22 protein-coding genes are annotated in these 25,502 nt (G+C 49.4%); 1 reads left to right on the top strand and 21 read right to left on the bottom strand.

Annotated elements, in window-relative coordinates; translation table 11 throughout:
* From ACFQ2I_RS00725 to ACFQ2I_RS00665, 13 genes are all read right to left on the bottom strand, one after another.
* Positions 1-195: flagellin N-terminal helical domain-containing protein (locus ACFQ2I_RS00725; RefSeq protein ID WP_449290073.1), on the bottom strand; the 195-nt coding region annotated here is incomplete at its 3' end.
* A 128-nt stretch (positions 196-323) separates the two neighbouring features.
* Entirely contained in the window at positions 324-557 is a 234-nt protein-coding gene (gene csrA, locus ACFQ2I_RS00720; protein ID WP_377561525.1) for a carbon storage regulator CsrA, read from the bottom strand.
* A gap of 1 nt (position 558) precedes the next feature.
* On the bottom strand, positions 559-1,002 hold the full coding sequence (fliW, locus tag ACFQ2I_RS00715; protein WP_377561524.1) for a flagellar assembly protein FliW: 444 nt from the start codon (positions 1,000-1,002) through the stop codon (positions 559-561).
* Positions 1,003-1,079: 77 nt separating this feature from the next.
* Positions 1,080-1,649 carry a DUF6470 family protein gene (locus ACFQ2I_RS00710; protein WP_377561523.1) on the bottom strand — a complete coding sequence of 190 codons (570 nt, stop codon included), beginning with the start codon at positions 1,647-1,649 and terminating at the stop codon, positions 1,080-1,082.
* A 3-nt stretch (positions 1,650-1,652) separates the two neighbouring features.
* The gene (gene flgL / locus ACFQ2I_RS00705) at positions 1,653-2,561 is read right to left on the bottom strand and encodes a flagellar hook-associated protein FlgL (protein WP_377561522.1); all 909 of its coding nucleotides are present in this window, start codon (positions 2,559-2,561) and stop codon (positions 1,653-1,655) included.
* A 34-nt stretch (positions 2,562-2,595) separates the two neighbouring features.
* Positions 2,596-4,131: a flagellar hook-associated protein FlgK gene (gene flgK / locus ACFQ2I_RS00700; RefSeq protein ID WP_377561521.1), complete on the bottom strand. Its 1,536-nt coding sequence runs from the start codon at positions 4,129-4,131 to the stop codon at positions 2,596-2,598.
* A 15-nt stretch (positions 4,132-4,146) separates the two neighbouring features.
* Positions 4,147-4,644 (bottom strand): flagellar protein FlgN, encoded by a 498-nt coding sequence (locus tag ACFQ2I_RS00695; RefSeq protein ID WP_377561520.1) that lies wholly within the window; start codon positions 4,642-4,644, stop codon positions 4,147-4,149.
* 16 nt (positions 4,645-4,660) lie between these two features.
* A complete protein-coding gene (gene flgM / locus ACFQ2I_RS00690) occupies positions 4,661-4,939 on the bottom strand; it encodes a flagellar biosynthesis anti-sigma factor FlgM (protein WP_377561519.1) in 279 nt (92 codons plus the stop codon).
* Between the two features lie 103 nt (positions 4,940-5,042).
* Positions 5,043-5,456: a TIGR03826 family flagellar region protein gene (locus ACFQ2I_RS00685; RefSeq protein ID WP_377561536.1), complete on the bottom strand. Its 414-nt coding sequence runs from the start codon at positions 5,454-5,456 to the stop codon at positions 5,043-5,045.
* A 158-nt stretch (positions 5,457-5,614) separates the two neighbouring features.
* Positions 5,615-6,571, bottom strand: a complete 957-nt coding sequence (locus ACFQ2I_RS00680) for a ComF family protein (RefSeq protein WP_377561518.1) — start codon at positions 6,569-6,571, stop codon at positions 5,615-5,617.
* 52 nt (positions 6,572-6,623) lie between these two features.
* On the bottom strand, positions 6,624-7,721 hold the full coding sequence (locus ACFQ2I_RS00675; protein WP_449290074.1) for a helicase-related protein: 1,098 nt from the start codon (positions 7,719-7,721) through the stop codon (positions 6,624-6,626).
* Positions 7,722-7,751: 30 nt separating this feature from the next.
* A complete protein-coding gene (locus ACFQ2I_RS00670; RefSeq protein WP_377561517.1) occupies positions 7,752-9,107 on the bottom strand; it encodes a hypothetical protein in 1,356 nt (451 codons plus the stop codon).
* A 117-nt stretch (positions 9,108-9,224) separates the two neighbouring features.
* The gene (locus ACFQ2I_RS00665; RefSeq protein ID WP_377561516.1) at positions 9,225-9,689 is read right to left on the bottom strand and encodes a hypothetical protein; all 465 of its coding nucleotides are present in this window, start codon (positions 9,687-9,689) and stop codon (positions 9,225-9,227) included.
* Between the two features lie 294 nt (positions 9,690-9,983).
* On the opposite strand from ACFQ2I_RS00665, the gene ACFQ2I_RS00660 reads away from it, so the two are divergent.
* Positions 9,984-11,099 (top strand): LPXTG cell wall anchor domain-containing protein, encoded by a 1,116-nt coding sequence (locus tag ACFQ2I_RS00660; protein WP_377561515.1) that lies wholly within the window; start codon positions 9,984-9,986, stop codon positions 11,097-11,099.
* A 69-nt stretch (positions 11,100-11,168) separates the two neighbouring features.
* Here the strand turns inward: ACFQ2I_RS00660 and ACFQ2I_RS00655 are convergent, their stop codons facing one another.
* The 8 genes from ACFQ2I_RS00655 to ACFQ2I_RS00620 form a co-directional block, all read right to left on the bottom strand.
* Complete coding sequence (locus ACFQ2I_RS00655) at positions 11,169-11,897, bottom strand: response regulator (protein WP_377561514.1); 729 nt, start codon at positions 11,895-11,897, stop codon at positions 11,169-11,171.
* Complete coding sequence (locus ACFQ2I_RS00650) at positions 11,878-13,065, bottom strand: sensor histidine kinase (protein WP_377561513.1); 1,188 nt, start codon at positions 13,063-13,065, stop codon at positions 11,878-11,880. Before ACFQ2I_RS00650 ends, ACFQ2I_RS00655 begins: the two co-directional genes overlap by 20 nt.
* 65 nt (positions 13,066-13,130) lie before the next feature.
* A complete protein-coding gene (locus ACFQ2I_RS00645) occupies positions 13,131-15,848 on the bottom strand; it encodes a stalk domain-containing protein (RefSeq protein ID WP_377561512.1) in 2,718 nt (905 codons plus the stop codon).
* Between the two features lie 179 nt (positions 15,849-16,027).
* Positions 16,028-20,455, bottom strand: a complete 4,428-nt coding sequence (locus tag ACFQ2I_RS00640; protein ID WP_377561510.1) for an Ig-like domain-containing protein — start codon at positions 20,453-20,455, stop codon at positions 16,028-16,030.
* A 187-nt stretch (positions 20,456-20,642) separates the two neighbouring features.
* Positions 20,643-21,845 carry a methionine adenosyltransferase gene (gene metK, locus ACFQ2I_RS00635; RefSeq protein ID WP_377561509.1) on the bottom strand — a complete coding sequence of 401 codons (1,203 nt, stop codon included), beginning with the start codon at positions 21,843-21,845 and terminating at the stop codon, positions 20,643-20,645.
* Positions 21,846-22,015: 170 nt separating this feature from the next.
* Complete coding sequence (locus ACFQ2I_RS00630) at positions 22,016-22,300, bottom strand: small, acid-soluble spore protein, alpha/beta type (RefSeq protein WP_377561507.1); 285 nt, start codon at positions 22,298-22,300, stop codon at positions 22,016-22,018.
* Positions 22,301-22,402: 102 nt separating this feature from the next.
* Positions 22,403-22,927 (bottom strand): hypothetical protein, encoded by a 525-nt coding sequence (locus ACFQ2I_RS00625; RefSeq protein ID WP_377561506.1) that lies wholly within the window; start codon positions 22,925-22,927, stop codon positions 22,403-22,405.
* Between the two features lie 28 nt (positions 22,928-22,955).
* Positions 22,956-25,463 (bottom strand): hypothetical protein, encoded by a 2,508-nt coding sequence (locus ACFQ2I_RS00620; RefSeq protein ID WP_377561505.1) that lies wholly within the window; start codon positions 25,461-25,463, stop codon positions 22,956-22,958.
* Positions 25,464-25,502: the final 39 nt, after the last annotated feature.

Raw genomic sequence — 25,502 nt, 5'->3', positions numbered from 1 at the left:
GTTCTTTTGCGCTTGCTCCAAGCCACGGATTTGGCCGCGCATCTTCTCCGACACTGCAAGACCAGCTGCGTCATCAGCAGCACGGTTAATGCGAAGACCGGAAGATAGTTTTTCCATCGCCTTACCTGCACTGGCATTGTTCAGACCCATGTTGCGGTGTGTGTTTAAAGCCGTTATGTTGTGATTAATACGCATTGTTATTTCCTCCCTGAAATTGAGTGTAGTCTCCACTTCCATGTGGAATGCTGAATCAGGTCGGCCGCCCTTTATCAGCTCTAGTTTGTATATCGGCAAATCCTCTAGGCGAATGAATAGATAGCCGATTATTTTTTCATTTTTCCAAGCTGATTTTTCAGCTCTAATGCACTAATATTATGTTGCTTTGCTTTTATATTCATTTCCTCCACAGAAACATATAGTTCTTTACGAAGTATTCCCACATCGCTTGGAGCAGTTATCCCAATTTTAACTCCGTCCCCCGTGACTTCAAGAATAGTGACTTCTACACCATCACCAATTAGGATGGACTCCCCTCGTTTTCTCGAAAGTACTAACATGCTATCCCCCTCCCATGCCAGACTTTTTGGCGAATAGCAATTGACGAGTTGAATACATTTTATCTGAAATAATATATTGCATACCTAATTGCTCTTTTACATTTAATATAATTGGTGCCGCCAAATTTATTGTAGCTTTGGCTAGATCGTCACGAATAGTAACAATATTAACGATGAGAAGATCCGCTTCTTGCTGTATATTCAAATCGTCTTTGACTGTTGCCGAAAGCTCAAATTCGTAATCGGGAAAAAACTCAAAAGGAGAAACAACAATAAAGGCAAGTTCTTCTTTATCAACTGATTGCAAATACATGAACGGGCTATCCTCGATTTTAACCGTTACGTATTTCCTTTGTTCTTTAAATCCTGGTATTCCCTTAATAAATGTAATAACATCTTTATGTTGATATTCGATTTTGCCAAGCTGAGTTGTTTGGATAATCACGGTTATCACACTCCACATTAAAATAAAAAGCTATAGCATCGCATTCGATTCTACAGCTCTACATGATTATCTCATGATTACATTTTGATATCAATTTTCGGCACTGACACTTCTACAGATGGATATTTCTTCATGAATGTGTTTACATAACCTCTCTGGTAGGCAATCTGTGGTCGATTTATTTTTGCATCAACATTCACATATCCTCTACTCACTTGAATCTCAGGATCTGATAGCACAGCTTTAAAATCCACGTTAGCAGGAGAAGCTGAGCCGTACACTTGCAGCTTTGGCCGCTCTCGGGACAGGCTTTGCTTTGCTGCCTCAGCAAGAGGATTGCCGTCAGACAAAACATCTCCTATCTGGTTATATTCCTGAACAGTATGCCGGATAGCATCGAGTACATATTTATTGGACTGACCATAAATTCGGTTCCAGAAGGCAATAGGCTTACCTCCCGTCAAAGCATCCCAAGTTTTCGATAAATCAATTAAGACAACTGCAGGCTCTGATTGAATGGAAACAACAGCGTCAACGGAATGAATAGCAATAGTTGCTTGCTTTTGCTTGATCTCAAAATGCCCCAGTTTGCTTTTTATACCCATTTCAGCCGATGTTGAATGGATTGAAATCTGTGGTATCCTCATTGCTTATCGCAAGAAATCAACCAAAGACTTACTAATTACCTTTGCGCCGACTGAAAGTGAAGCTTGATATATATTTTCGTTAATCTGTGTATCAATTAATAATTTTTCGAAATCCGCATCTTCTACCTTCGATTGCATTTCGGTTAAATTAATTTCAAGGTCTGCTAACCGATTTTGCACCAGTTCAGCCCGATTCACTCGTGCACCAATCTCAGCTCTGACATTCAACATACGATCAATACCTTTATCAATATTGCCTAATTCCGCAGTTACATCGCTATGATTACCACTACCTAACGCGGCGATGACGCGATCGAGCGTGGAAAACACATTATCGCCCGTTCCTGCGAGATCTCCGGCGCCGAACACTTGATTGCCATTAAAGTTAATATCCAACTTTGTATTGACACCTACTGTGTACATAATAGCGCCAGTATCTGTTGTTACCTCGCGAGCTTCTAGTGAAGGGCCATACGGCATCTGTTCGAAATTCTCGCCATTAAAAATGTACTTCCCATTCATCTTACTGTTTCCAATATCAATTAACTGATCTTTTAGCTGTTCCATTTCACTTTTTACATTATCTAATGCAAGATCGGGATTTGTTCCATTAGCAGCTTGTATGGCCAGCTCTTTCACTCGCTTAAGCACATCTCCAGCCTGATTTACCACTGAATCCGTAAAATCAAGCCACGATAATGCCGAGTCGACGTTCTCCTTGTATTGCCCATTAGCAGCAATTTCCGTGCGGTAACGCAAGGAATAGGTAATTCCAACTGGATCATCCGATGGCTTGTTGATTTTGCGCCCCGTCGTTGTTTGCTGTTGCAGCTGTTCCATCTGAGTTAAGTTGCGATTCAAATTTCGTGTTAGCTGCAAATGCATCATGCTTTGAGTTACGCGCAATGACATTTTTCCACTCTCCTTAGTTTGTGTTCACCGCTCATTAACGTCCTACCATTCCTGTTCCGTTTATTAATTTCTCTAACATCTGATCGAAAGTTGTCATGAAGCGAGCTGAAGCGCTGTATGCATATTGATATTTGATTAAATCAGCCATTTCTTCATCCAAAGAAACCCCGCTAACCGACAACCGATTGCTTTGAACTTGATCCAGCTGAGTCTGAGTATTTTTATACAACCGGTCAGCTTCCTGACTCTGTACCCCAAGCGCGCCGACAACTGCACCATAAAAATCATTTACAGTAGCCGTAGTCACCCCTCCGCCTGTTGCAGTTTCGTCGAAAGCAAACTTTATATCTTTCAGTTCAGACATTAACAACGACAATCCATTATTACCCTTCACTACAGTAGTAACCCCAAAGGCGTCCGTTTTTGTGCGAAGAGAAGTGGCAATTTTATTAGAATCCGCGGCAATGGATGAATTTAGTTGAATACTAGCTGCTGTTATTCCTGTTGCACCTGTTTTGAACGTGAAGAAATCCTCACCTGCCGTAGCTGGATCAGCTAATGTATAGCCTAGCTTATGAAGGCCGTTAATCCCTTTCACGGTTACTACTTCATCCGTGGTTGTAGGAACAGTTGTGCCTGGCTTTACCCAGCCTGCGGGAATAGTCACCTGAAACTCTCCGTTAGCAAGCGTATTGGCCAAAGTATCCAATTGCTGCTGGAAGCCAGCAACATAATTATCTCGCGAAACAATCATGCCATGAACCTCTCCGCCAATGAGATCGCCAGTTGTGTATGCCGTTTCCAAACCTGCTGATGTCAGTGGAGATATGGTCTCTCCTTGAAGCAAAGTTGCTCCTCCGAGTGAAATTGTATAGCCTTGATCTGTATCTGTAACGTTTATATTGACAATTTTGGAAAGTTTATCTGTCATTAGGTCGCGTTGATCCCTTAAGTCATTTGCATGATCACCCAGTGACTCAATTTTTCTAATCTCCGCATTCAGGGAGGAGATCGTTTGTAACAGGGAGTTAGCTTCCGATACTTTCACATCAATATTGGAAGTCAGATCATTGTCCAGATCAGTTAGCTGTCTGCTTAGCTCATTGAATGTCTCTACTAATGCTACCGCATTTTCTTGCAATATTTCACGACCAGTTACATTCTCCGGGTCCTTGCTCAAATCAGACCATGAATTCCAGAAATTTTCAAGAACTGTTCGTATACCCGTATCGGATGGTTCATTAATATAGCCTTCCAACTTGCTTAATGTATCAGTTTGTATCTCCAGGCTTCCTACACCTTGACTTTGCTCTCGATACTGCTCATCCAGAAATGCATTTCGAATACGAGTAATCGAAGTGAATTCAACACCCGTTCCCAATTGCCCCGGTGCTGTGGATCGATTCATGCCAAAGGCTTCGATTGGCCTGGAATTTACCATAGTCACTCTTTGCCTGGAATACCCTTCAGTATTTGCATTGGAGATATTATGTCCAACTGTATTGATTGCAGCCTGCTGAGTAAATATACTTCGTTTGGCCGTTTCTAGCGAGTGGAATGTCGATCTCATGCCGTCAGCTCCTTGTTATGCTCTGGAATCAAACATTGTCATTCTTTTTGAACCGTTCAATTGATTCATAGGGTGCTTATACACAACATCTTCATTTGGGTCCTCAACCATTAGGCCAATAGAAAAGTTAATAAAATCCAACGATTGCTGAATTAGTAACTGATTGGCTTCGTTTACATGCTTCAATTTTGCCAGTATGCCTGTCAACTGCTCATACAGTTGAATTAATTGCTGTTTTTCTAGAGGCACATGAACAGATTTAATGAGATCTGACAGCAATCCTGACCGATTGCGAAAGCCTATATTTTTGAAGTATCGGGCCGTTTCTAGCAGTCGTTGCGTTTCTAGTTCTTCCGTTTTGGCGACTAAAAGTCTTTCCTTCTGCGTGAGAACGTTAAGCTGGACAACTTCATTACCCATAATCATTCGCTTTTTGTCTTCTTCTATTACAAGCAATTTTTCATACAAAGCCAATTGCTGCTCCATTATCGTTACAATTGCTGCTATCGACATATTACGGCCTCCAATCTTACTTTGACTGATCCGGTCTCAAATAAGGAAGCAGCTTCTCCGCAATCTTGCCCGCATCCACATGATAAGTGCCAGACGTCACAGATTGCTTCAATTCGTGAATGCGATCCGCGCGTTCTGCACTGGTCATTTTGCTCGTGGACAGCATCTCTTGCGCCGCCGGAGAGATTTGCACCTGATCCTTGCGGCGAGCCTTGCTAGCCCCTTCCGTACGCCATTCATTTTGCTTCTGATAGGGATTCATGCCGCCTATCCGATTTATATCGTTAATTTTCACTTTCATCACCTCGTTATTTGCAGAAACTAAAAGAGCCGATAACCTTTACAAGTATTATCGGCTCCGGTCAAGTCATATTTTATAGTGGTGCAAATGATTGGAATTATAATTTCTTGTACCGTTCAATCCCTTTATAAATCTCTGCAGCGTTTGTTGTTTCCGTATCTTTCTTCGTTTGCTCATCATCCAGCATGCGCCGGGTATCCTTCGTCAGCCGCTTGCGGCAAGCGTCGCACAAGTGGCTCTCACGAATCAATACGCCGCACGACTCGCACGGATAGGACAGATTGGGAGCGTCCATCATTGAGATCCGCCCTTCACGGATGAACTTCGTAATCTGTCTGATCGATACGCCCGTCTGATCTGACAGCTCCGTAATCATCGCGCCTTTATTTTCCCGCAGATAAGTTGCGCACTTTTCATACTCTTTATCGATGTCCCGCAGGCACACCTGGCATACGTCTCTAATATTTTTAGCGAATAGCTTGCCGCATCGCGGACAGTTGTCCAGATTCATCATATCGGTTCTCCCCTCTGCTCAACGAAACCTTTATATATAGTTTAACGGAATTTGTCTGTATTTTCATTACTATTCCAGCGCTTTTCAACAAACTTTCATGAATACCCAGCATGAAGAGACCGTAATCCATGATATACGATCTTCTTCTTGTGCTCTTACGAGCGAGCCCATGTCAAAATATATATGTCTGCCGGGCAAGGCAACGCCTTCTTCATAGCATCGGCACATGCGGAAGCGGTGCTGCCCGTCGTATAAATATCATCGATGAGCAATATGCGAAGCCCTGATGTCGCCGAGTCCTGTCTGCTGCCTGCTAGCAGCTGTATCTGACGCTCGTTGACGGCAAATAGCGTATGCGCATCGCGAAGCCGTTCGGCCCGAGTCTTAAAGCTCATCTTCTTCGTGTGCCTTATGCGTCGAAGCAAGTGGTACAACGGCATTCCATGCCTGTCCGCCAACAGCTCCGCCAGCTGCCGCGCTTGATTAAACCCCCGCTCCTCTGCACGCTCCTTGCTTACCGGTACGTAAGTGATGGCATGCCAGAGATGTGACGCCTCTCGGCTAGAATAGCGCTCTTTCATTTGAAGAGCTACATCGTAGCCTCTATCCCATACACGGCTCATGAAGCCCTTAACGCTGGCAGAACGCGGCTTCTCCCTATCACGTCCTGCATCTCGCGCTTTTGAAGCGTCTGCTTGTCTCATAGCTTCATGCGTGATCGCACGAAAGGCAGGTTCCAGCATGCCTGCAAGTAGCGGCGCCAGTGCCTCGTCTCCCCGGTACTTATATCGTGCCAGCCATTCCCGCATGGCAGGGCTATATCGCACAGAGCTTCGATTCAAGCGGAATGACCGCTCATGATGCTGTGAGCAATCGGGACATGAGATGCCCCGACCGCAATATCGGCAAGTAATTCGATTCAGCCAGGGAATGGCTTGCAAGCAAGCCCCGCAAATCATCCGTTCAAGCTCTCTAGCGAAAGACGGCGTCCCTGCATTAACTCCGCGGAGCAGTCCCCCGCATACCGCGCATGATGCGTGCCGCGGGGAAAGCCATTGCAACGCTTGCTTGGAGAGATCCTTGACATATGCGATGACATGAGTCCCCATCATCTCTCCCACCCGTCCTGCAGGCAAGATGATACTTTACAGGACAGTGTCGTCTTCATCTCTTCTCCTTGCGGCCCGGATCAGGCAGTAGAAAACCTTGCTTGCGGGCAATCGAGTTCATCGTTCGAATGTGACTGCGCGCTTGCAACTGCGAACCGTTGCGCTCGCTGCCGAAGAAGTATACCTTCCCATTCGGGTCGTCTGCAGATCGTCCCGCCCGTCCGGCCATCTGAACGAGCGAAGCTTCGTCGAAGAGGGAACTGTCCGCATTCAGAATGAATACATCGCTCTTCGGAATCGTAACGCCTCGTTCCAATATCGTTGTAGTTACCAGTAATCGGCAATCGCCCCTCCGGAATCGCTTCACCTTCTCTGCGCGCTGCGTATCGTGTGATGAAGTGGCCTCAATCAAGGAAGTATTCAGCTTCTTCATAAGCAGCTTGGCCAGCGGCTCCGCATGGGAGATGCGCGATACGAACAGGAAGATCTGCGCGCCTCGCTCTAACGATGAACGAAGCAGCGCTAAGAGAGTAGCAGGCAACTTCCCGGTGCTTAACAGCTCATGCGTCTTCGGAGAGCGAAGCAGCTTAGGTACCGGCAGTGGATGGCGGTGATACCTGACAGGCACCCGGGCATGCTCCAGCTTCCCACGCTTCGCTTCGCGCTGCAATTCTCTCGGCGGCGTAGCCGAGAGCAGCAACTTGGGAGCGCCCGGCAGGCAGCATTTGTCCGCAGCGTAATAGAGCATAGGGTCGCCGTGATAGGGATAAGCGTCAATCTCATCAATAATAACCAGATCGAACGCTTCCTGGAAGCGGAATAACTGATGCGTAGTAGACAACGTAATCTGTCCCTGCTCCCATTTCTGCCTGCTTCCTCCATATAACGTGACCACTTGAGCGTCCGGGAAGGCTTTTCGGATTCTAGGGTCTAGTTCGATGACCACATCACGACGCGGAGATGCGATTAGCACCCTTCCTTTTCTACTCAGTACCGATTCCACTAGTGGGAAAACCATCTCAGTCTTGCCTGCTCCTGTTACCGCCCACAACAGGAACGGTCTGTTTGTTTTGGTTTGCAACTGGTTGAATATGCCGCCAATCTGCTGCTTCTGCCGTACTCTAATCCCGTCTCCACTTATTCTAACTCCTATAGGCGACTCGCCCGCATATGCACCTTTGTGCTACAATAATTGTCCTTCAGGGAAGCCAGCCAGACATTGCCCATCGTCAGCTCCGCCTAACGGTCCTGTCTCATAAGCCATAATCGGCTGCAATGTGCGACTTTGTCCACGTGTCAGCGCTTGGCGGATGCCTTGCGCAATTCCCGCTAGCCCCTCTGCAGCGCCGTTATCCAATACAAGCCCCGGCCAGCGGCTGCTGCTCGCAAGCTTGTCCCTCTTCCGGGATTCCGTGCCATGTTGATTCCGGATCTCCCCTGATCTGTCGCTGTTCCATAAGTATGTATCCCCTTTACGTTGCCCACTCTTCCACAGCTTGCGCCACACAACCATTGGCTTGCTCATGCTCATCGCTTTTCGCTCCTTATTTTTGCCGATACGCGGCTTATTTTCTACAAAGGATAACGCCTTGGAAGTTGCTGCGGTCTGAGCCGGGCTAAGCCCCCACTTCTTCAGTCTGTTCGCTAACGGCTCCAATATCTGCTCATGCTCTCGCAGTGCTCCTGCATGGGGGTGATATACGCCGATGATCAACATCTCGCACTCGCGACTCCGCCCCATTGTCAGGCACGCTTCGCAATAAGCGCACTCCCGCCCGCAAGCTTCGCAATACGTGCGCTTCAGGCGCGCCTCCCCGCTGCCGCACCGCAGGCAGCGGCTGCGCCGCGCAGCCGCGTCCGGCCGCCCGCCTCGATCGGCGGCGACCGCTCCGCCGAGGCGCACACGCCCCTGCAGAGAGGCAAGCTGTATCGCTGCGCTCCAGCTTGTATCATCCGCGGGGCCGTGGGCGCCCAGCAAGGCGCGCGCTTCGCTGCCTAGCAGTGCGCGCCCTTGCAACAGCTCGGCGGCGAGCTTCGCCTGCGCCGCCAACTTCGCCGACTCCGCCCCGCTCATCCCGCGGCTTCGTCCCATTCGCTCCCTCTCGTCTCGCACTACCCTCGCCGACTCCGCCCCGCTCATCCCGCGGCTTCGTCCCGTTCGCTCTCTCTCGTCTCGCTTCTCTCCTGTCCATCGCTCCACTCTGCCTTGCATCCCGCCAAAGCTGCTCTTACGTCGCCCTTCGCCATCCCGCTCCTCTACTCTTCCGCTTCCAGACCGCTTCTCCCCGTCGATGAACCAAGCCATACGCTCCAGCGCCCATGCCTCGCTCTCCTCCTTCCCTTCCGCTTCCCGCCGCCATCGTTCTATGAATCCGCATGCCTCACCGAATGATAGCGCTTCCCGCCATTGCCAGGCGACAGCGGCATCCCTTATACCGAACGCATCTTGGAACCAATACGCATAATCAACACTCGCATGGATGGTCAATCCAGCTTGCCAGCCTTCATTCGTCAGCACGACATACACATTTGCCCTCATTCTCATCCCTCCCGAACGTAAAGAAAGCACACCGAATATACTGGCTCTTAGACCAGCGTATCCGAGTGTGCTTCACTCTTTCATTTCAACAGTTATTCAATTACCAAAAATTATAAGCTAAAATGGCATTTTAGACAAGTCTGCTGGATTTTGTAAATCTACAATAACTGCATGATCCACTTCCGTCACAATGCCTTCCGACTGGAGCATCCACATCATATGGAACGCTTTGTCTTCCTCATTATAAGAGCGCTTCCTTTGTGACATGGCACAATCTTCTCCAGAAACCTCGTACTTCTGCACATGCAAGGCATGCCCCGCTCGCTTCCATCGATCCACAATACCCCTCATTTCATCCGTTACGCCTCGATCTATTAACGTCAGCCGGACATCTCTTCCCATCCATCTGGAGAATCTCATCAATGATCTTAAGTACCATTCCATATTATTCTCGTTATGATTAGCAATGAATATGAATTGCTTGCTGACTTGCCGGCGCCTACGCCCCATCCAAAATACCAGATGCACCAACATAGCCGCCATTGCATAACTTCCAATGATCATCAGCAGAAGCTCGAACATGTCGGCCACCTCCTCTTGGTGACACTATATGCGCTACCGCACTTATCGGTTACGGCTCTTGGAGGCGGTTACGTAATGAATCGACAAAATGCCCAATCACTCAACAATATTACACAATTTTACACCCTTGCTGGATTCCTGGTATGTGTTATCATTTTTCTAAATCATTAAACATATAATCGATATGTAGGGCTAATAGCGGCCGCTTGACCTAATCCCCCTGTTAATCTCCCATTAGAAAGGGACTTTATAACCACAAATAGAAACCATCTGCTGAATAAGGAGTGTGATCGCTTGCAGAAACCGAGGAAAGCTCTGTCGCTTTTATTAGCTATTTTAATGTTGCTATCACTTTCGCTTGGCACTATGGTATGGGCTGAAGGAGCCGATGAGGATTCAGACCCCGTTCAAGAAGACACCGCTGAACAACCTGCTGAAGAGACAGGTGGTTGTACGGCATACAGCCAGCGGTATGATAGGATCCAATTTCATCCTGACCACCCGGGCACTTATATTTTTATAAGCGGTTCTACGGCAACAGCCAAGTTTTCAACTGTAGAAGATTGCGTGGAGGTCAACTTCTCCGTCTATACTTATGAAAACACTCCGAAGCCCTATGAAGATCAACTACACTTTGCTTCTTCATCCATGAAATACGATACAGCCGGCAGCTATGAGTTAACAATTAACTTGCCGCCTTGTGGCAAAATGCAACTGGATCTGTATGCAGGTCCGATGCAAATCACGCTGAATCCAGGGTATGGCCATGATCACTTGACCTTGCGCAATTTCGCCCTTCATACCCTTAGTGAATGTGTGCCGACACCGTCGCCTACTCCTACTGAGTCTGCGCCGCCGTCCGAGGATCCGTCGCCTACTCCTACTGAGTCTGCGCCGCCGTCCGAGGATCCGTCGCCTACTCCTACTGAGTCTGCGCCGCCGTCTGAGGATCCGTCGCCTACTCCTACTGAGTCTGCGCCGCCGTCTGAGGATCCGTCGCCTACTCCTACTGAGTCTGCACCGCCGTCTGAGGATCCGTCGCCTACTCCTACTGAGTCTGCGCCGCCGTCCGAGGCTCCGTCGCCTACTCCTACTGAGTCTGCGCCGCCGTCTGAGGATCCGTCGCCTACTCCTACTGAGTCTGCGCCGCCGTCCGAGGCTCCGTCGCCTACTCCTACTGAGTCTGCGCCGCCGTCTGAGGCTCCGTCGCCATCACCGACGCCTGAAGTTATCATCATCGAGGACGAGGATGTGCCTACCGGTGGAGGGCCGGATGAGGAAGTATCCGTGCCGCTGGAGACACTCCCCAAGACCGGCGAGTCCAGCCCGACTCCCTATTACTTGTTAGGGACCTTCTTCACAATATCCGGTCTGCTGGCTCTGAAGCGTCGCAACCGCAGCAATTCATAAATCAATAAGAAGCCCGTGGAGCAACAACGCTCCACGGGCTTCTTATTGATTTTCCAATGCGCTTTCTGATTAGATGGTTACCCAACCGAATTTGATAGAATTTATGACAGCTTGCGTGCGGTCATCCACTTCCATTTTCTGCAGAATGCTGCTGACATGATTTTTGACCGTCTTCTCACTAATGAATAGATATTCGCCAATCAGCTTATTGCTCTTGCCTTCTGCCATCAGGCGTAGCACTTCGGCCTCCCTACGAGTAAGCGGGCTGTCTTCCGTCGAGACATACTTCGCACCTGTCTCTCTGGCAGCGGCTGCGCCCGAGGCAACACCCATCTCATCCAGATAAGTCATCCTTCGCAGCTGGTTGATCAGCTTGCCTGTTACTTTTGGATGAATATAGGAGTGGACCTGATGATCGGAACGTATCGCATTGATCAGCGATTCCGCTTCCATATCTTTAAGCAGGTAACCTGTCGCCCCCTTGCGAAGCGACTCGAACACATAGCTCTCGTCATCATGAATAGATAAGATAATAACTTTGACGTTCGGGAACATTTCCTTCAATCGCTCCGTCGTTACGACACCTGTCTCGATCGGCATGTTTATGTCCATCAAAACGATTTCCGGCTCTGTATGATTGCAGAATTCCAGCACCTGAATGCCATCGCCGCATTCGCCGATAACCTCCAGGTCGTTCTCCATATTTAAAATTCGTTTCAAGCCTTCACGAAACAATTGATGGTCATCCGCCAGCAGAATTTTGATTTTGCCGGAGCCATTAGACGATGTCTGATTCATTAGTTTCAGTCTCCTTTCTTCCTTCTGATGTCATCGGAATATCGATCACTATTTTGGTGCCTTGACCAGGCTTCGAGTCAATATCCATCCTTCCTTCGATGAGTTCTACGCGTTCCCTCATACCGACCAGGCCGAAGTGACCATTGCGGCTTGTCAACTGTTCGACGTTGCCGACGACGAATCCCGCGCCGTTATCCAGTATAGAGAGTATAATATTGTCCTTGTTATAGCGGATCTCCAATACGACATGCGACGCGTTCGCATGCTTCAGCACATTGGAGAACGCTTCCTGCACGAGGCGGAATATGGCCGCCTCCATCGCCGACGGCAAGCGTAATTCCTTGCCCGACAGCTCGAAGGCGGTATGCACCCTCGACTTCTCTTCGAAGTCCTGGGTGAACTTGCGCAGCGTCGGCACCAGCCCCAGATCATCCAGCGCCATGGGTCGGAGATTGAAGATGATTTTCCGGATTTCCTCCAGCCCTGACCGGACTTGGCCCTTCAGGTCGATCAGCTCCTCCTGAACGAGATCGAAATCCTTCTTCATCAGCATCCGCTCCGCAATCTCGGTACGCAATACAATGTTAGCCAGCGATTGCGCAGGTCCGTCATGAATCTCCCGCGCAATACGCTTGCGTTCTTCCTCTTGCGCAAGTATGATCTTCAGTCCCAGCAGTTGACGTGTCTTCGCCGATTCCAAGATCCGAGTAACCTGATTCAGATCGCCGGACAAATATTCCAGTACAACATTCATCTGGGAGCTGATGACCTCGGCCCGCTCGATTGATCGCTCGACATTGCGGACACGCTTCTGCAAGTCATCCCTTCGCGCTTTCAAATAATTTTCTTTCTCACGATACACCATCAAGTCCAGTTGAATGCCTGTAGCCTTCTCATAAGCGGACTTGATGTCCTCCTCCTTGAAGCGTACGAAATCTCGGCTAACCTCCGTCAATCGAATCCGGGCCAGTCGATACTCCCGTTCAAGCCGGTCCACCTTCTCGATCGTGCCGACCGTTTCTTCAATGACCCCATCAAGCTCTTGCTCCAGAGCCTCCCGTTCGGTACGCGCTGTCTCACATATTTCAAATATTTGATACTTGCTGTTTTCCATTACGCTAATGGCATTGGCAATAACCCTGTTGATATCCATGGTAAGGTGATCCACTTCGATTATGGCACCCTCTCTTCGACAAAAGATATACCCTTTTATCATACCACACTTTAACACATTTACTGAATAATTATCATGCGCTTCTCATCATCGTAATCGACGTCAAAGCCCAGCTTCTCCGAGAACAACCTTACCGGAATCAACGTTCTTCCGTTGCGAGTGAACGGAGCCACCTCGGAAGGATAGCTCACCCCGTCCAGCATGTAACCCTTCTTGCCGATATTCATCTCCAGCATCTGATTGCCGCGCAGCACGGTCACTCTTCGCGTCTCGTGTTCATACAGCACTTCGGCGCCCATCGCTTCAGTGACGAACCGCACCGGCACATAAGAGGAGCCGTTCAGCAGAATCGGACTCGCCTCCAGCTTGATCGCCTTGCCGTCGACCAGTGCTTTTGTCTGTCCGACCGTCATCGTAATTTGCGCCCTCGGCGGCTCCGTCACAGATGCGGAAGTTCGCAGCTCGATGTTGTCAATGGCCACAGCTCCCACAGGTTTACGTTTGTCGCTATTCTGATCGATCGTGACGACGTAGACCCGCTTCAGCTTGGCAGGATAGGCAATTTTTTCAGTGGACAGATTGACATGCATTTCCTTCCAGCCGTCCCAGTTCAGCTCTTTGGCGATATCCACCAGATGAACGGCGCCGTCCGCCCCGATTATTTCCGCGCGTAGCCAGTTGTTGCTGTTGTCGCTATACACATCCATACTCATCGTACTTGTCGAGCCAGAGATGGTACGTCCATCACTGCCGAATACCGCATATGACGCCTTCGTTCCCGTTCCTTCGGAGAAGTCGTAAGCAATCTGCAGCGCTCTGCCCTTCTTCTGGCCAGGCAAGTCGCTGACGAGCTTCACGCCGCCTTTCGTCGTCTCCTTCGGCGTTACTTGCGACGTAATGGCGTAGCGGGACACCTCGAAATCCTCGACGACGGTCACCTTTTCTCCTTTGACCCAAGGCACCATCGCACTGACTCCGTCATAGCGGGCAATCGCATAGCCTACTTTCGCATCCTTATTCACACTGTCTACAGTCACAGCCCCGTCGCTGTACGAGCCTTCGAAGCCGACAAACTCCCATTCCAGCGAATCGCCGGACAGCTTATATGCTTTGCCGTTCTTCAGCTTCACTGTAACCGGAACGCTTAGCTTGGAGCCTGGAATCAGCATGCCTGCCGACGCATTCACCTTAATCGACGCAATATCCTCCTTGCCGATAACATGAATGTCATATTCTGTCTTGACATCGCCCGACTTCACCGTAATGACAGCCTTGCCGGTCGCCGTCGCCGTGAACGCTCCATTCTCCATACTTCCCGCCTTGCCGGAGACTCCCCACTCCAGAGAAGACTTGTCCACCTGGTAAGGGTTGTAGTACGTGTCGTAGCCGTTGACCGAATACTGAGCGCTCTGCCCCTTGAACATCACATTGGGGCCGCCCACGACCAAGCCCTTCAGCTCGCCTGCAGGCGCGGACGTGAATACGCCGATCCCGTTGGCAATATAGCGCTGCGAGCCTTGCTGCGTGGAGTGCGCCAGCTTGATGCCGCTCTGACCCAGCGGCCGCTCCGTCATCGTCGTCGATCCGCCGCCATCCAGATTAAGCCCTTTATAGACGCCGAGCTGGACCATCACCTGCTGCAGTTCCTTCAGGCTGAGGCCCGTATGGCCATCCGCTCTCTCACTCGTAATCAGATAGACCTTCTTTCCGTCCTTGGAGTACCCGACTGCAGAGCGCGATGTGTAAGATGTACCGCTCACCCCTGCTATATCTCTGGTGAAGATGGATGGCGCTCCCTTGTCCACCAACAGCGTATGCCCGCCAATGAGCATATCCAGAGAAGCTGGATCGATCACCTGCCCAGTCGATTGCGATTTCAAGGTGTACTCCGCCTGAAGCGGCTGGCCAATGGCGAGATTAGTCAGGACGAACTTGGCTGCTTCGCCATGGGCACGCAATATATACCCGTTCTCCGGTATCGGATCGATGATAGGCGCTTCACTCGTAATCTGTTCGATCATGCCGTCCCGGACCAGCACCTCAGTGGGTTTTGTCGCAGAATTAGCAGGACGTTCTGCACCTCCCCATGCGCTGGTGTAGATGAACATTTTATTAACATGGCTGTACGTCTCGCCTTCTCTCTCGGAGAAGTATGAAGATTGATTCAGTCCTTCCAGCGGGAAGATGCCGCCATTCTCTGCCGTTACGCTTCCAGTGAAAGCAAATGCGTCCACCATCGGCTCCCGCTCCTTCGTCACGGCAAAGGCATACATGCCTTTGAGCGAAGACGGGCTGGAGATGAGCGTGCCGGAAGTAACTTGCGCCCCTAACGGCGCCCCTTCATTGGTCATGACGAACACGTCGCCGTTAATGCCGCCGACCGCGCCATTGTCCTTGGTCATATTCATCAAGTGATTTTTCTGTCCTGTACTGTTGTTGACGCCGCTCATCGCGTTCAACGAGATATGCGGATTCGATAGGTCCACTTCAATGACATGCACCGCTGTCTTCACTGACTGGCCCTTCCGCGTCGTATGCCACATATAGTCCAGCCGCTTCGCGCCCGACGTCATCATCGACTCGCTCTGCAGCTTCAATACCGGAGCGGACGAGGCGTATACTGATTCGATCATGGATTGCTGCATTCGTTCCGGCAATAACCCCGCTATCGGTCCTGCGAGCATACTGCCGCTAATGACGACGACGAGCACCTTTCTTCCAATTGCTCTGCCAACCTTGTGATGATGCTTCTTCTTGCTGTCTGCTTCCATCCGCATGATTCCAACAACTCTCCCATCTCTATGTATCTACCACATTAGACTACGAGAATGAGAGAAAAGTTACGTTCATAAAAGACTACTATCGTCATCCAATTTCTGAAAGAAAAATATTATGTAGGCCGATGGCCCTATACACACAAGCGCCCGCTATAAAAGCGAGCGCCGTGTCGTCTATCCTATGGCGTGAGAAAACCTGCCTTCTCCAGCAATCGCATAATCATGACTGCCCCCTCCGCGCGTGAGGCATTCGTCGTCGGGCTAAGTCTCGTCTCGGACTTGCCGTTGATGATTCCGTAGTGAATCGCCTGCGCCATATCCTTCTGCGCATAATCACCTAGCTCTCCCCTGTCCCGATAGGCGTTCAGATAGGATTCTACCGACTGTGGCAATTGTTCCTGAAGTCCCGCTACCTTGGCCGCACGCATCATCATGACCGCCATGTCCTGACGTTTGATGTAACTGTTAGGCTTGAACGTATCATTCGACGTGCCGTTCACGATGCCGGCTGCAGCCGCAGCGCCGATGTAGGCGCCCATCGCGGTATCCTTGTTGACATCCTTGAACTTGGCCGCAGCTTCCCGATTGCCGCCAAGCCCCAAGCCCTTCGCAATGTAAGTTGCGAATTCGCCGCGCGTGATGGATATGTCAGGCGCATACTTCGTGACGCTATGCCCATCGACGATAAATTTGCTTGCCATCATCTCCACGTCGCGAGCCGCCCAATGCTTGCTCAGATCGGTGAAGTTCTTGTCATGACGGACGAGCGCATATGCGCTGCTGCCTTGCCGCATGAAGCTTGCAATCGTCCTGCCGTTCTCCTTCTTGATCGAAGTCGGAACGTAGGACAATGTGCTGGTTACAGGATCCAGCCATACCGCCGCCAGCTGGCTGGCATCCACGCTATAGCTTGTTTGCAGCGTGTGGGTCAGGTAGCCTTCAAATGCCGTCACTTGTTGCTTCGAAGTTCCGTTGACGATCATGACTTCATAATGAACAGGTCCGTTCACAATTGACGCCTTGCTGGACGAGATCGCTGTCTTGAGCGAAGACGCAGCTGTTGTCGTGCCTTTATCAATCGAGATCACCAGCTGCGTATTGACGTTGTTCCCGGCCGCCATCATGGACAGCTCATACAGATCGACTGCGCTCAGCGGAAGCTCGTAGGTCATATCCCCGTGCTGGACGACGAAGATGACATCTCCTTGCTTGCTGGCCATGTCCAATGCCGCGATCGAGACACCTGCCATTGCTGCCTTCTCATAATCCGGCACCTTGAACACGATACGCGGAACCGTTATGCCCGCTTCCCTTGCTTTGGCTACCGCCATAACGAACTTGTCGTTCTTAATCGCATAGCGCTTCGTCGATTGCCCCGACGGGGACTGATCCGTCGTCGACGTCGCCGCCGACGTCTTGATGCCGACGCCTCCGCCCGCCGCCGCCTCGAAGTCTCCGGACAAGGAATCCAGCAACGAGGTCTGATTGGCGACATTCATATTCGTGAAGCCATTGACAAGCCCGCCGCCGATCGTCTTCAGACCGGTATTGCTGCTAATATAAGACAACTGAGCAGCATCTCCGGCATTCGCAGCGGAAGCCAGAGTCAGAATAACGGTATTGCCCGTTACTTGTACGTTGCTGACCAAGCGAATCGTATTCTTGACCTTGACAATGAACTGGCTTGTTGTCGGTATGGAAGACTGATTCAACACCTGATTGAACGTGAGCGTCAGAATGTTCCCTTTCAGTATGGCGCCTTGCAGAGTGCCTGTCTCCCCCGTTCCCGCACCGCTGTTCGCGACAATATTCGCGAAGGAAGCGGCAGGATTGCCATTGTAATCCTTCAGCGCATAGCTGGAGCCAATATAAGACACCTTCGTGATGGCCCCCGAATCGATCGTCTCATTAACCGTTAAGACCACGGTGTCCCCCGAGACGCTTGCGCTCAATACACTGCGAAGCTGTCCGTCGACCGTTACGCTGTATTGATAGCTTCCCGGTGCTGTGGTCGAGTTCAACGGCTCGTTATATTTGATCAATATCGCATTGTTGCTTGCGGTTATGAACTGTACATACGGCGCATAGTAATCGCCGCCGTTATTATTGCCATTACCGTTGTTGCCCTCGCGTACATTATAATTGCTGAAGCCACTCACACGATTGCCGGACGTGCCGGTAAGCGGATAGCTCGACGGCGAGTAAGTCACATACACGCTCTTGTCGCTCGGTATGTTGTTGGACAATGTCAACTGGATGACAGAGCCGCTATGCCACATGGATAGAATGGAATAGTTGCTGCCGCCGACCTTGACAGTGAATTGCGTATGGGCGTACTCACTGACCGCCATTAGCGACTCGTTGAAGTTCAGCTGGACCGTGTTGCCGGATACAGAGCCGCTGGAGACGACCGGATTCGTGCTCGTATATCCATTGGATACATCCATATTGGAGAGGGATGCCGCTTCATTGCCGGATATATCCTGCACAAGCCCCGTTGCCGGTTTCGAATAAGATAAGATGACCTTCTGATTGTTGCTTACAGAGCTGGCCAGCGTCAACAGGACCATATTCCCTTCAATTTTGACGCTGGTCACATTCCTTGGCGCGCCTGCGACCGTTACATAATAGCTGGCCGGAGTCGGCCTCAGATTGGTATTCAGCGGCTCGTTATAGATAAGCCGGATAACGGAACCGCTAACTTCCGACTTGGAGACAGTCGGCGCCGTCTTGTCCCCGCCAATCGTCTTGAAGGTCCACTGATACTGATTCTGTATGCCGACGAAGCTGTTGCCCACCAGATCGGTAATGGCATCCTCTTCAATGTAGATATAGTAATCCTTGTCCTGCTGGAGATCCTGGCTCGGCTGAATGAACATCCGCTTCGCATTGCCGCCATCTACCCAGAAGTTAGCCTCTACGGAAGGGACGGATGCCGTTGACGTTATCGGGTGGAAATAGATTTTCCCTGCCCCCGCAATGATCGGCGTATTGAAGGTTGCCGCGAAGCGCGCCCGAACCGCTATAGCCGTGGCATTATTGGCCGGGCTTAACGCATCCAGCTGCGGTCTGTCCGTATCCTTCGATACGGTGAAGATCCAGCCGGACGTGCTGGAGATGCCGCTGTAGTAGTTGCCTGCGCCGTCCCGAATCGCACGGTTGCCGATCGTCACATAGTACCTTGTATTGTTGATGAACGACTTCGCAGACTCGCCTCCCATCGCCGAGGTGGCATCGATGACCAGTTCCTTCGTCCCTCCGCCCTTCACCCGCTCTGACGTCATCGGAATGCTGCGGAACAATTCGCCTCCTGTGGAGTGGCGAATTTCTATATTGCCTGTATGGGGATAGACAGGCTCATTGAACGTAAGTACAAGCTTCGACTGTGCGTTATTCGCAGTGCTGCTTCTGCCCGGCTCGTATTTGGTTACATAAGGCGCTGAATTGTCATTGCCGTAGCCCGTACTGAAATTCCAGACCGTTGCTGCAGGTATGCCATAGAACCATTCGCTGGCGTTAGGGTCCGGCTTGGAGAAGGCTCCTGGTTCGATTAGCACATAATAGGCCGTATTGGCCGCAAAATGATTGCCAGGATCAATCGTCACCGCGCTGCCGTTCACTGTAATTTCTGTAGAGGTTGCTTGCATACGCTTGAACAGACTATTATCGCTTACTTTGCGTATCTCGATATACTTTCCGCTATTGGCCTGCACATTCTGATCGAATCGTATGGTTAGGTTCGCATCGATCGGTACGAGTGTGGCATCGTCTGCTGGGTTAAGCGGCGAAGCACTCGCCATATTCACAGGCGCCGGCGCTGTCGTGAAGCTCCATGAGGAGCCCGGATAGCTATTGCCCGATGCATCCTGGAAGTTATCGCTTGCGATCGTTACCGTGTATGTCGTATTGGGAAGCAGCGCACTGTCGGGCCGTACCGTAATCTGTGATGAACCGCTGCCTGTTACGCTGCTCGAGGTAACGGCGATATGTCTGGTGTCATCCGTTGAGCTGATTCGGATCGAGCCCTCCGCTACATAGACAATCTCATCGAAAGACAGCGACAGCGTCGATGTGATCGACACATTGTTGCCTTCCGGCAGCCGCGTCACATGGGACGGGCGTTGGTTATCTTCTTGAGCGACCGTTCGGAAGTTCCATGTCGTAGCGTTCTGAATACCGGCATATGCAGCGCTGTTGGATACATTCAGGAATGCGCCAGCATCAATCAGCACATAATAATCCGTATTCAGCTCCAATTTGCCGCTCGTTCCACTCAGATAAGGGTTGATCGTCACCTCGCGCTGATCCGAAGAGTTGATCCACACTTGGCTCGAAGTCACGCTAATGCTTTCTACCAATTTATTCGTTCCGGACTGGTAGATGGCGATATGGGCTATATGAGGCCCCTTCTTCACCTTCTCGTCGAACGTTATCTTCAGATCCGAATTAAGCGGTACACTTGTCAGATTATCCGCCGGTGAATAACCTGACGCCACTGGCCCTCCAGTAGCCGCCGATATGCCTGTCGGTGCCGACCATCCATACAGGCCTAACTGAAGTACCATAATTAAAGCAATGATGATTGACAGCTTCCGGATACGATACATCATTTTTCACTCCTCAAAAATTACACTCGTACCTTCTTTTTCGGTCTCAAAGCTTCAAAAATTTAGGTTCTTGTTGATTTTGCTTCATTAGCCCTACAACGGCAATATAAAAAACACCGTTTCTCCCATCATGGCAAATGACGGAAGAAACGGCGTTTATGTTGCGTTTATTTGAACAATGATAAACTTACAATCCAGCGTCCGCTTTCAGCTTATCCGCTTTGTCCACACGCTCCCACGGCAGGTCGATATCGGTACGGCCGAAGTGACCATACGCCGCAGTTTGCGAGTATATCGGACGACGAAGATCCAGCATTTTGATAATGCCCGCAGGACGAAGATCGAAGTTGCTCTTAATGATCTCGACGAGCGTCTCTTCGGCTACCTTGCCCGTACCATACGTATCTACGTTAATGGAGACAGGCTGAGCAACGCCGATCGCGTATGCAAGCTGAATCTCACACTTGTCCGCAAGACCCGCTGCCACGATATTCTTCGCTACGTAGCGAGCTGCGTAAGCAGCGGAACGGTCAACCTTCGTCGGATCCTTGCCGGAGAAGGCGCCGCCGCCATGACGCGCATAGCCGCCATACGTGTCGACAATGATTTTGCGACCCGTCAGACCTGCATCGCCTTGCGGTCCGCCGATCACGAAGCGTCCAGTCGGATTGATGAAGTATTTCGTTTCATGATCCAGCCATTCTTGAGGAACGACAGGGAGAATGACTTGCTCCATAATATCCTTCTGAATCTGCTCAAGCGTTACTTCTTCTGCATGCTGAGTAGATACGACAATGGTGTCGACACGGACCGGCTTGCCATCCACATATTCAATCGTTACTTGCGTCTTGCCATCCGGGCGTAAGTAATCTAAAGTATCATCCTTCCGGACTTCTGACAAGCGTCTTGCGATGCGATGAGACAACGCGATAGGCAATGGCATCAATTCAGGCGTCTCGTTCGTTGCGAAGCCGAACATCAAGCCTTGGTCTCCTGCACCGATATCTTCGTTTTCTTGCTTGATATCCTTGCCGTCTCGCGACTCCAGAGCTGCGTTAACGCCTTGGGCGATATCCGCAGACTGCTCGTTCAACGAGGTCAGCACAGCGCATGTGCTGGAATCGAAGCCATACTTTGCGCGTGTATACCCGATTTCTTTGATTTTGCGGCGAGCAATCGCAGAGATATCAATAAAATCCGCTTTGCTGCTGATCTCACCAATAACAAGCACGAGACCTGTCGCTACAGATACTTCACACGCAACGCGCGCATTGGGATCTGCCTCGAGAAATGCGTCCAGAACCGCATCGGAGATCTGGTCGCAGATCTTATCCGGATGGCCTTCTGTAACTGACTCAGATGTGAATAAGTGGCGTCCTTTAACCGACATCCGTATCAACCTCCAATAACCTATAAAATTACCCTACAACAAACAGAAACGGCTTACACCGTCCTATGGCGGCACAAGCACGTTTCACATTGATATATATGGCCGATATTAGTACAAAACACATGATACCGAAAATGTCGCTTAGTGTCAATGGATACCGCTTATTCCAGCTACAGCGAAAACCCCGCACCCATCGCTTGCTCGGCCTGCGCAATGAGTCGCTTGGTGATCTCTCCTCCAACTGAACCTGCCTGGCGGGTAGAAATTGCCGACCAGTTGACATGACCTGAAGTTGTTCCGGATGCCGCAGCACCCAGTTCGCCTCCGAACTCCGTATCCGCGCCACTTCCTGCATAGCTGCTGCTCATGAGACCCAGCTCTGCAGCGATTTCATATTTCATTTGATCAAGGGCTGCCTTGCAGCCCGGAACGACCTTCTGATTGGAACGACTCATCCTGAAGCACCTCCGTGAAGATAAGATTACATCTATAATGTTTCTCCACGCCGGTGCTTTCAAGCGTATAACCTATTGTCAATCCGGGCAAAATATGACACATCACTCGCTAATCGTGTAAGGGCCCTTCACCAGCACAGTCAAAGGCTCTGCATAGCCTTCAGCTGCTTGAATGCCTCTGCCCTCACGCGGGAACCAGATCAGATGATTCCTGGGAACGGGCAATCCGCTCTTAATGTCCTTGCCCTCCGTTACGTCGGAGATGCCGTTCGTATCGGAGCTGTAAGCGACTGCGTCGCCTACACGGACAACAACCTCAGTTCCGGCATCCGCCATCAGGATCTGTCCGGCGGGTACTTTAACGACTTCAAGCTTTATGCTGGCGGTATTACCACCGCTTGTGTTCGTGTTGTTGCCGCCATTAGAATTGCCGCTGTTCGACGAGCTGCCCTTCAGCTTCGCGATCTGCTCATCCACATAGCTCTTCGTCACAACAGGATCTTCGGCGGAACCTGGAATTAGCGAGCTGCCATCGCCTTCTACAATTGAAGGCCATAAAGACCCGATCCAAATACCTGCGCCTAAAACAGTAGTAACTGATGCGATTTTTACTAGTTTTCCTTTCACCGCTCTCTCGTACTCCTTCTCTTAATACCTAATTATTTGAGATTTGGAATTGACCATATCTTTTCGTTCCAAGCAGGCGCTTATAACCGTCAATCTCTTCATAAATACTCACGCTATACCCACCGTACATCATGTTGGCAAGTTGTGTACCTTGAATAGGAACAATGAGCTCTTTATCCCTTCCAACCTCTAATCCTTCACCTGATTCAGGTTCGATCGTGACTGAAGTACCATATGAATGCGATCCGTTCGTTACCTCAAAGTAAAGCTTCTTCTCTTGTTCATTCACATCATAAGCTCCAGATTGGAACAAAGTATAGTTAAATTGCAGCTTTACATTAGACACATCGATTAACATCGTATTGAGCTTATGAAGAGTAAACTCATACGGCTCCAGCTTCAGATCATGTAAAACATCTTGCACCGGATTATCAATCTTCGGCAGGTTGAATGCTTTGACGGAGATGAAGCTGTCTGGCGTCCCTTCCGCAGTACTGTATTTTCCGTCTTGAACGGCTTCACCAATCAATAATTGGGTGTCCCCTTCGTCTACGAATGTTTTAGGCACTGGAGCCATGACCGAAATGATCCCACTGCCATCCGGCTTGATACGTGTCTTTACGTTAGCCAGCTCCGCATCGATGAATTGTCCGTCTCCTGATTTAAAATAAGCTTTCAGTGCTGGAAGTGTGCTGTAACGTGTTTCTTCATTCGTGTAGTTGAACTCGGCATATAACATATCGTTATCTTTGCCCTCGAACAAGAAATAGTTCATGAAGTCAACTGATGCTCTTCTCCCCATAGAATCAATCTTATACTTGTCTAGTGGACCAACTTCCTCTAATTCGTTCACCTCATCAAATTTGAACAAACCGATGGTTTGCTTCGAATTGTCATTCACCTGGTCAGACAGATTAACACTCACTTCACTGAGTTGATACGTATAAGGCACCTTCGTTGTAATGACATAACGTGCTGAATTCTGCGGTCCGATAATACCTTCACTGTTTAACTCAATAAGCTGTACATTCTCTTTGTTGATTAGCAGGCCATTCAAGCGCAAGATCGCATTCAACTGGGGAATAGCTTGATATTCTTTCCCGATATTTTCAACATCGACATGTATATTGAGAATATCCTGGTTCCCCCACGGCAATCTTTCTACCTTTTCAATGTCGACCTCATATAATCCTTTATCGGATTTATATGATTTTTTCGTTACACCTTCCATTTCCTCTAGCTTGGATAGTTTAAAGGCAGCTAAGACATACTCGTACGAATTCGTTTCACTTTTTGGCTGCTTGACGAGCAATGTTAGTCCTTCCTTCACCTTATCAGGAATAGCAGCTTGCAGACTTAGCTCTTGTTCGACACCTGGGACTAATTGCGACGCAGATTCCGTATCACCTGCCGATATCGGATATCTGGTTCCGTCAGCAGTCATCAGTTCGTATTTATAACCGGGAAGTTCAACAGCTTCCTGCCCTTTATTTAACCAACTTGTCGTCAAAATAATTTCATTTTGTGATCCATTTTGATAATTATAAATATTTACTATGGAAGCCTCTACAGGAATGCTATTGACCGTAAGCTTTGCCGCAGCTTTTTCATCAACAACAAAATCGCTCTGTTGGCCCCATCGAATATTGTAAATGCCAATCGGCATTTCCACTTTACTTTCCGATTCTATCGTTGAGACTAGAATTTGCGAGTTTGTTAAATCTATCGATTTTTTAAGTGACGTGCGCAAGGAATAAGCAGCTTTTTCCCCTGCCGCCAGATTAGGTTCTCCCAGTTTCTCAGCTGCAAGCTTCACGACCAGCCCTTTGCTCGTTCTTAAGTAAAATTGATACTCCGGAAGCACATATTCATACATCCCCTGGTTTTCCATTTGGAATGCAATCTGGATTTGATTGTAATCCCCCATCGTGAATTTCGAACCAGAGTTCAAAAATGTCTTGATTTTGTGATTATCTCGCGTATCGACATAATAAGCGTTTTGCGGTACAGCATTTGCATATTTTGTTACTTTTGATTGCCCAATGACTCGCGTGTAATTCGGCAAGGAGAAGTCCCACTTCACAACCTTGAACAGCAAATCGGAATAGCTCAATGAGGAATTAATATCAGAGTAAAATACAAAGTCTCTCGACGTTTTTGCCGACACAATCGTCGATTTATTCTCACCACTCAGTTGCTTAACAGGATATTTAGCACCTGAACCTGAATACAGTTCGACCCAATAATCCATGAAATTGATGCTCGTATTGTCGCCATTATGTACAGTTAACGTATAAAACACTCGTTTTTGACTGCTGCTATATTGGAAGTAGATATCCTTTATTTTAATATAACTATTTGAAGAGAGCTTAAACGTTTTAAAATCCGCACCTTTAAAGGCTGTCATCTTGTTTGTCTGCGCTTGCGTCGTAGCTGGCTTTGCTTGATCGGCTAAGGCCAGCGGTACATTCACGGTCGATATCGCTACGCTGGAAGCAATCATAATCGATGCCGACACTTTTATCGTTCTTTTCATGTATCGTCTCTCCTTTGAAAGTATCGTTACATAATTAGA

It is taken from the genome of Paenibacillus chungangensis (genome assembly GCF_042675905.1).
GTDB lineage: Bacteria > Bacillota > Bacilli > Paenibacillales > Paenibacillaceae > Pristimantibacillus > Pristimantibacillus chungangensis.
This window is presented reverse-complemented; position numbering and strand designations above follow the sequence as displayed.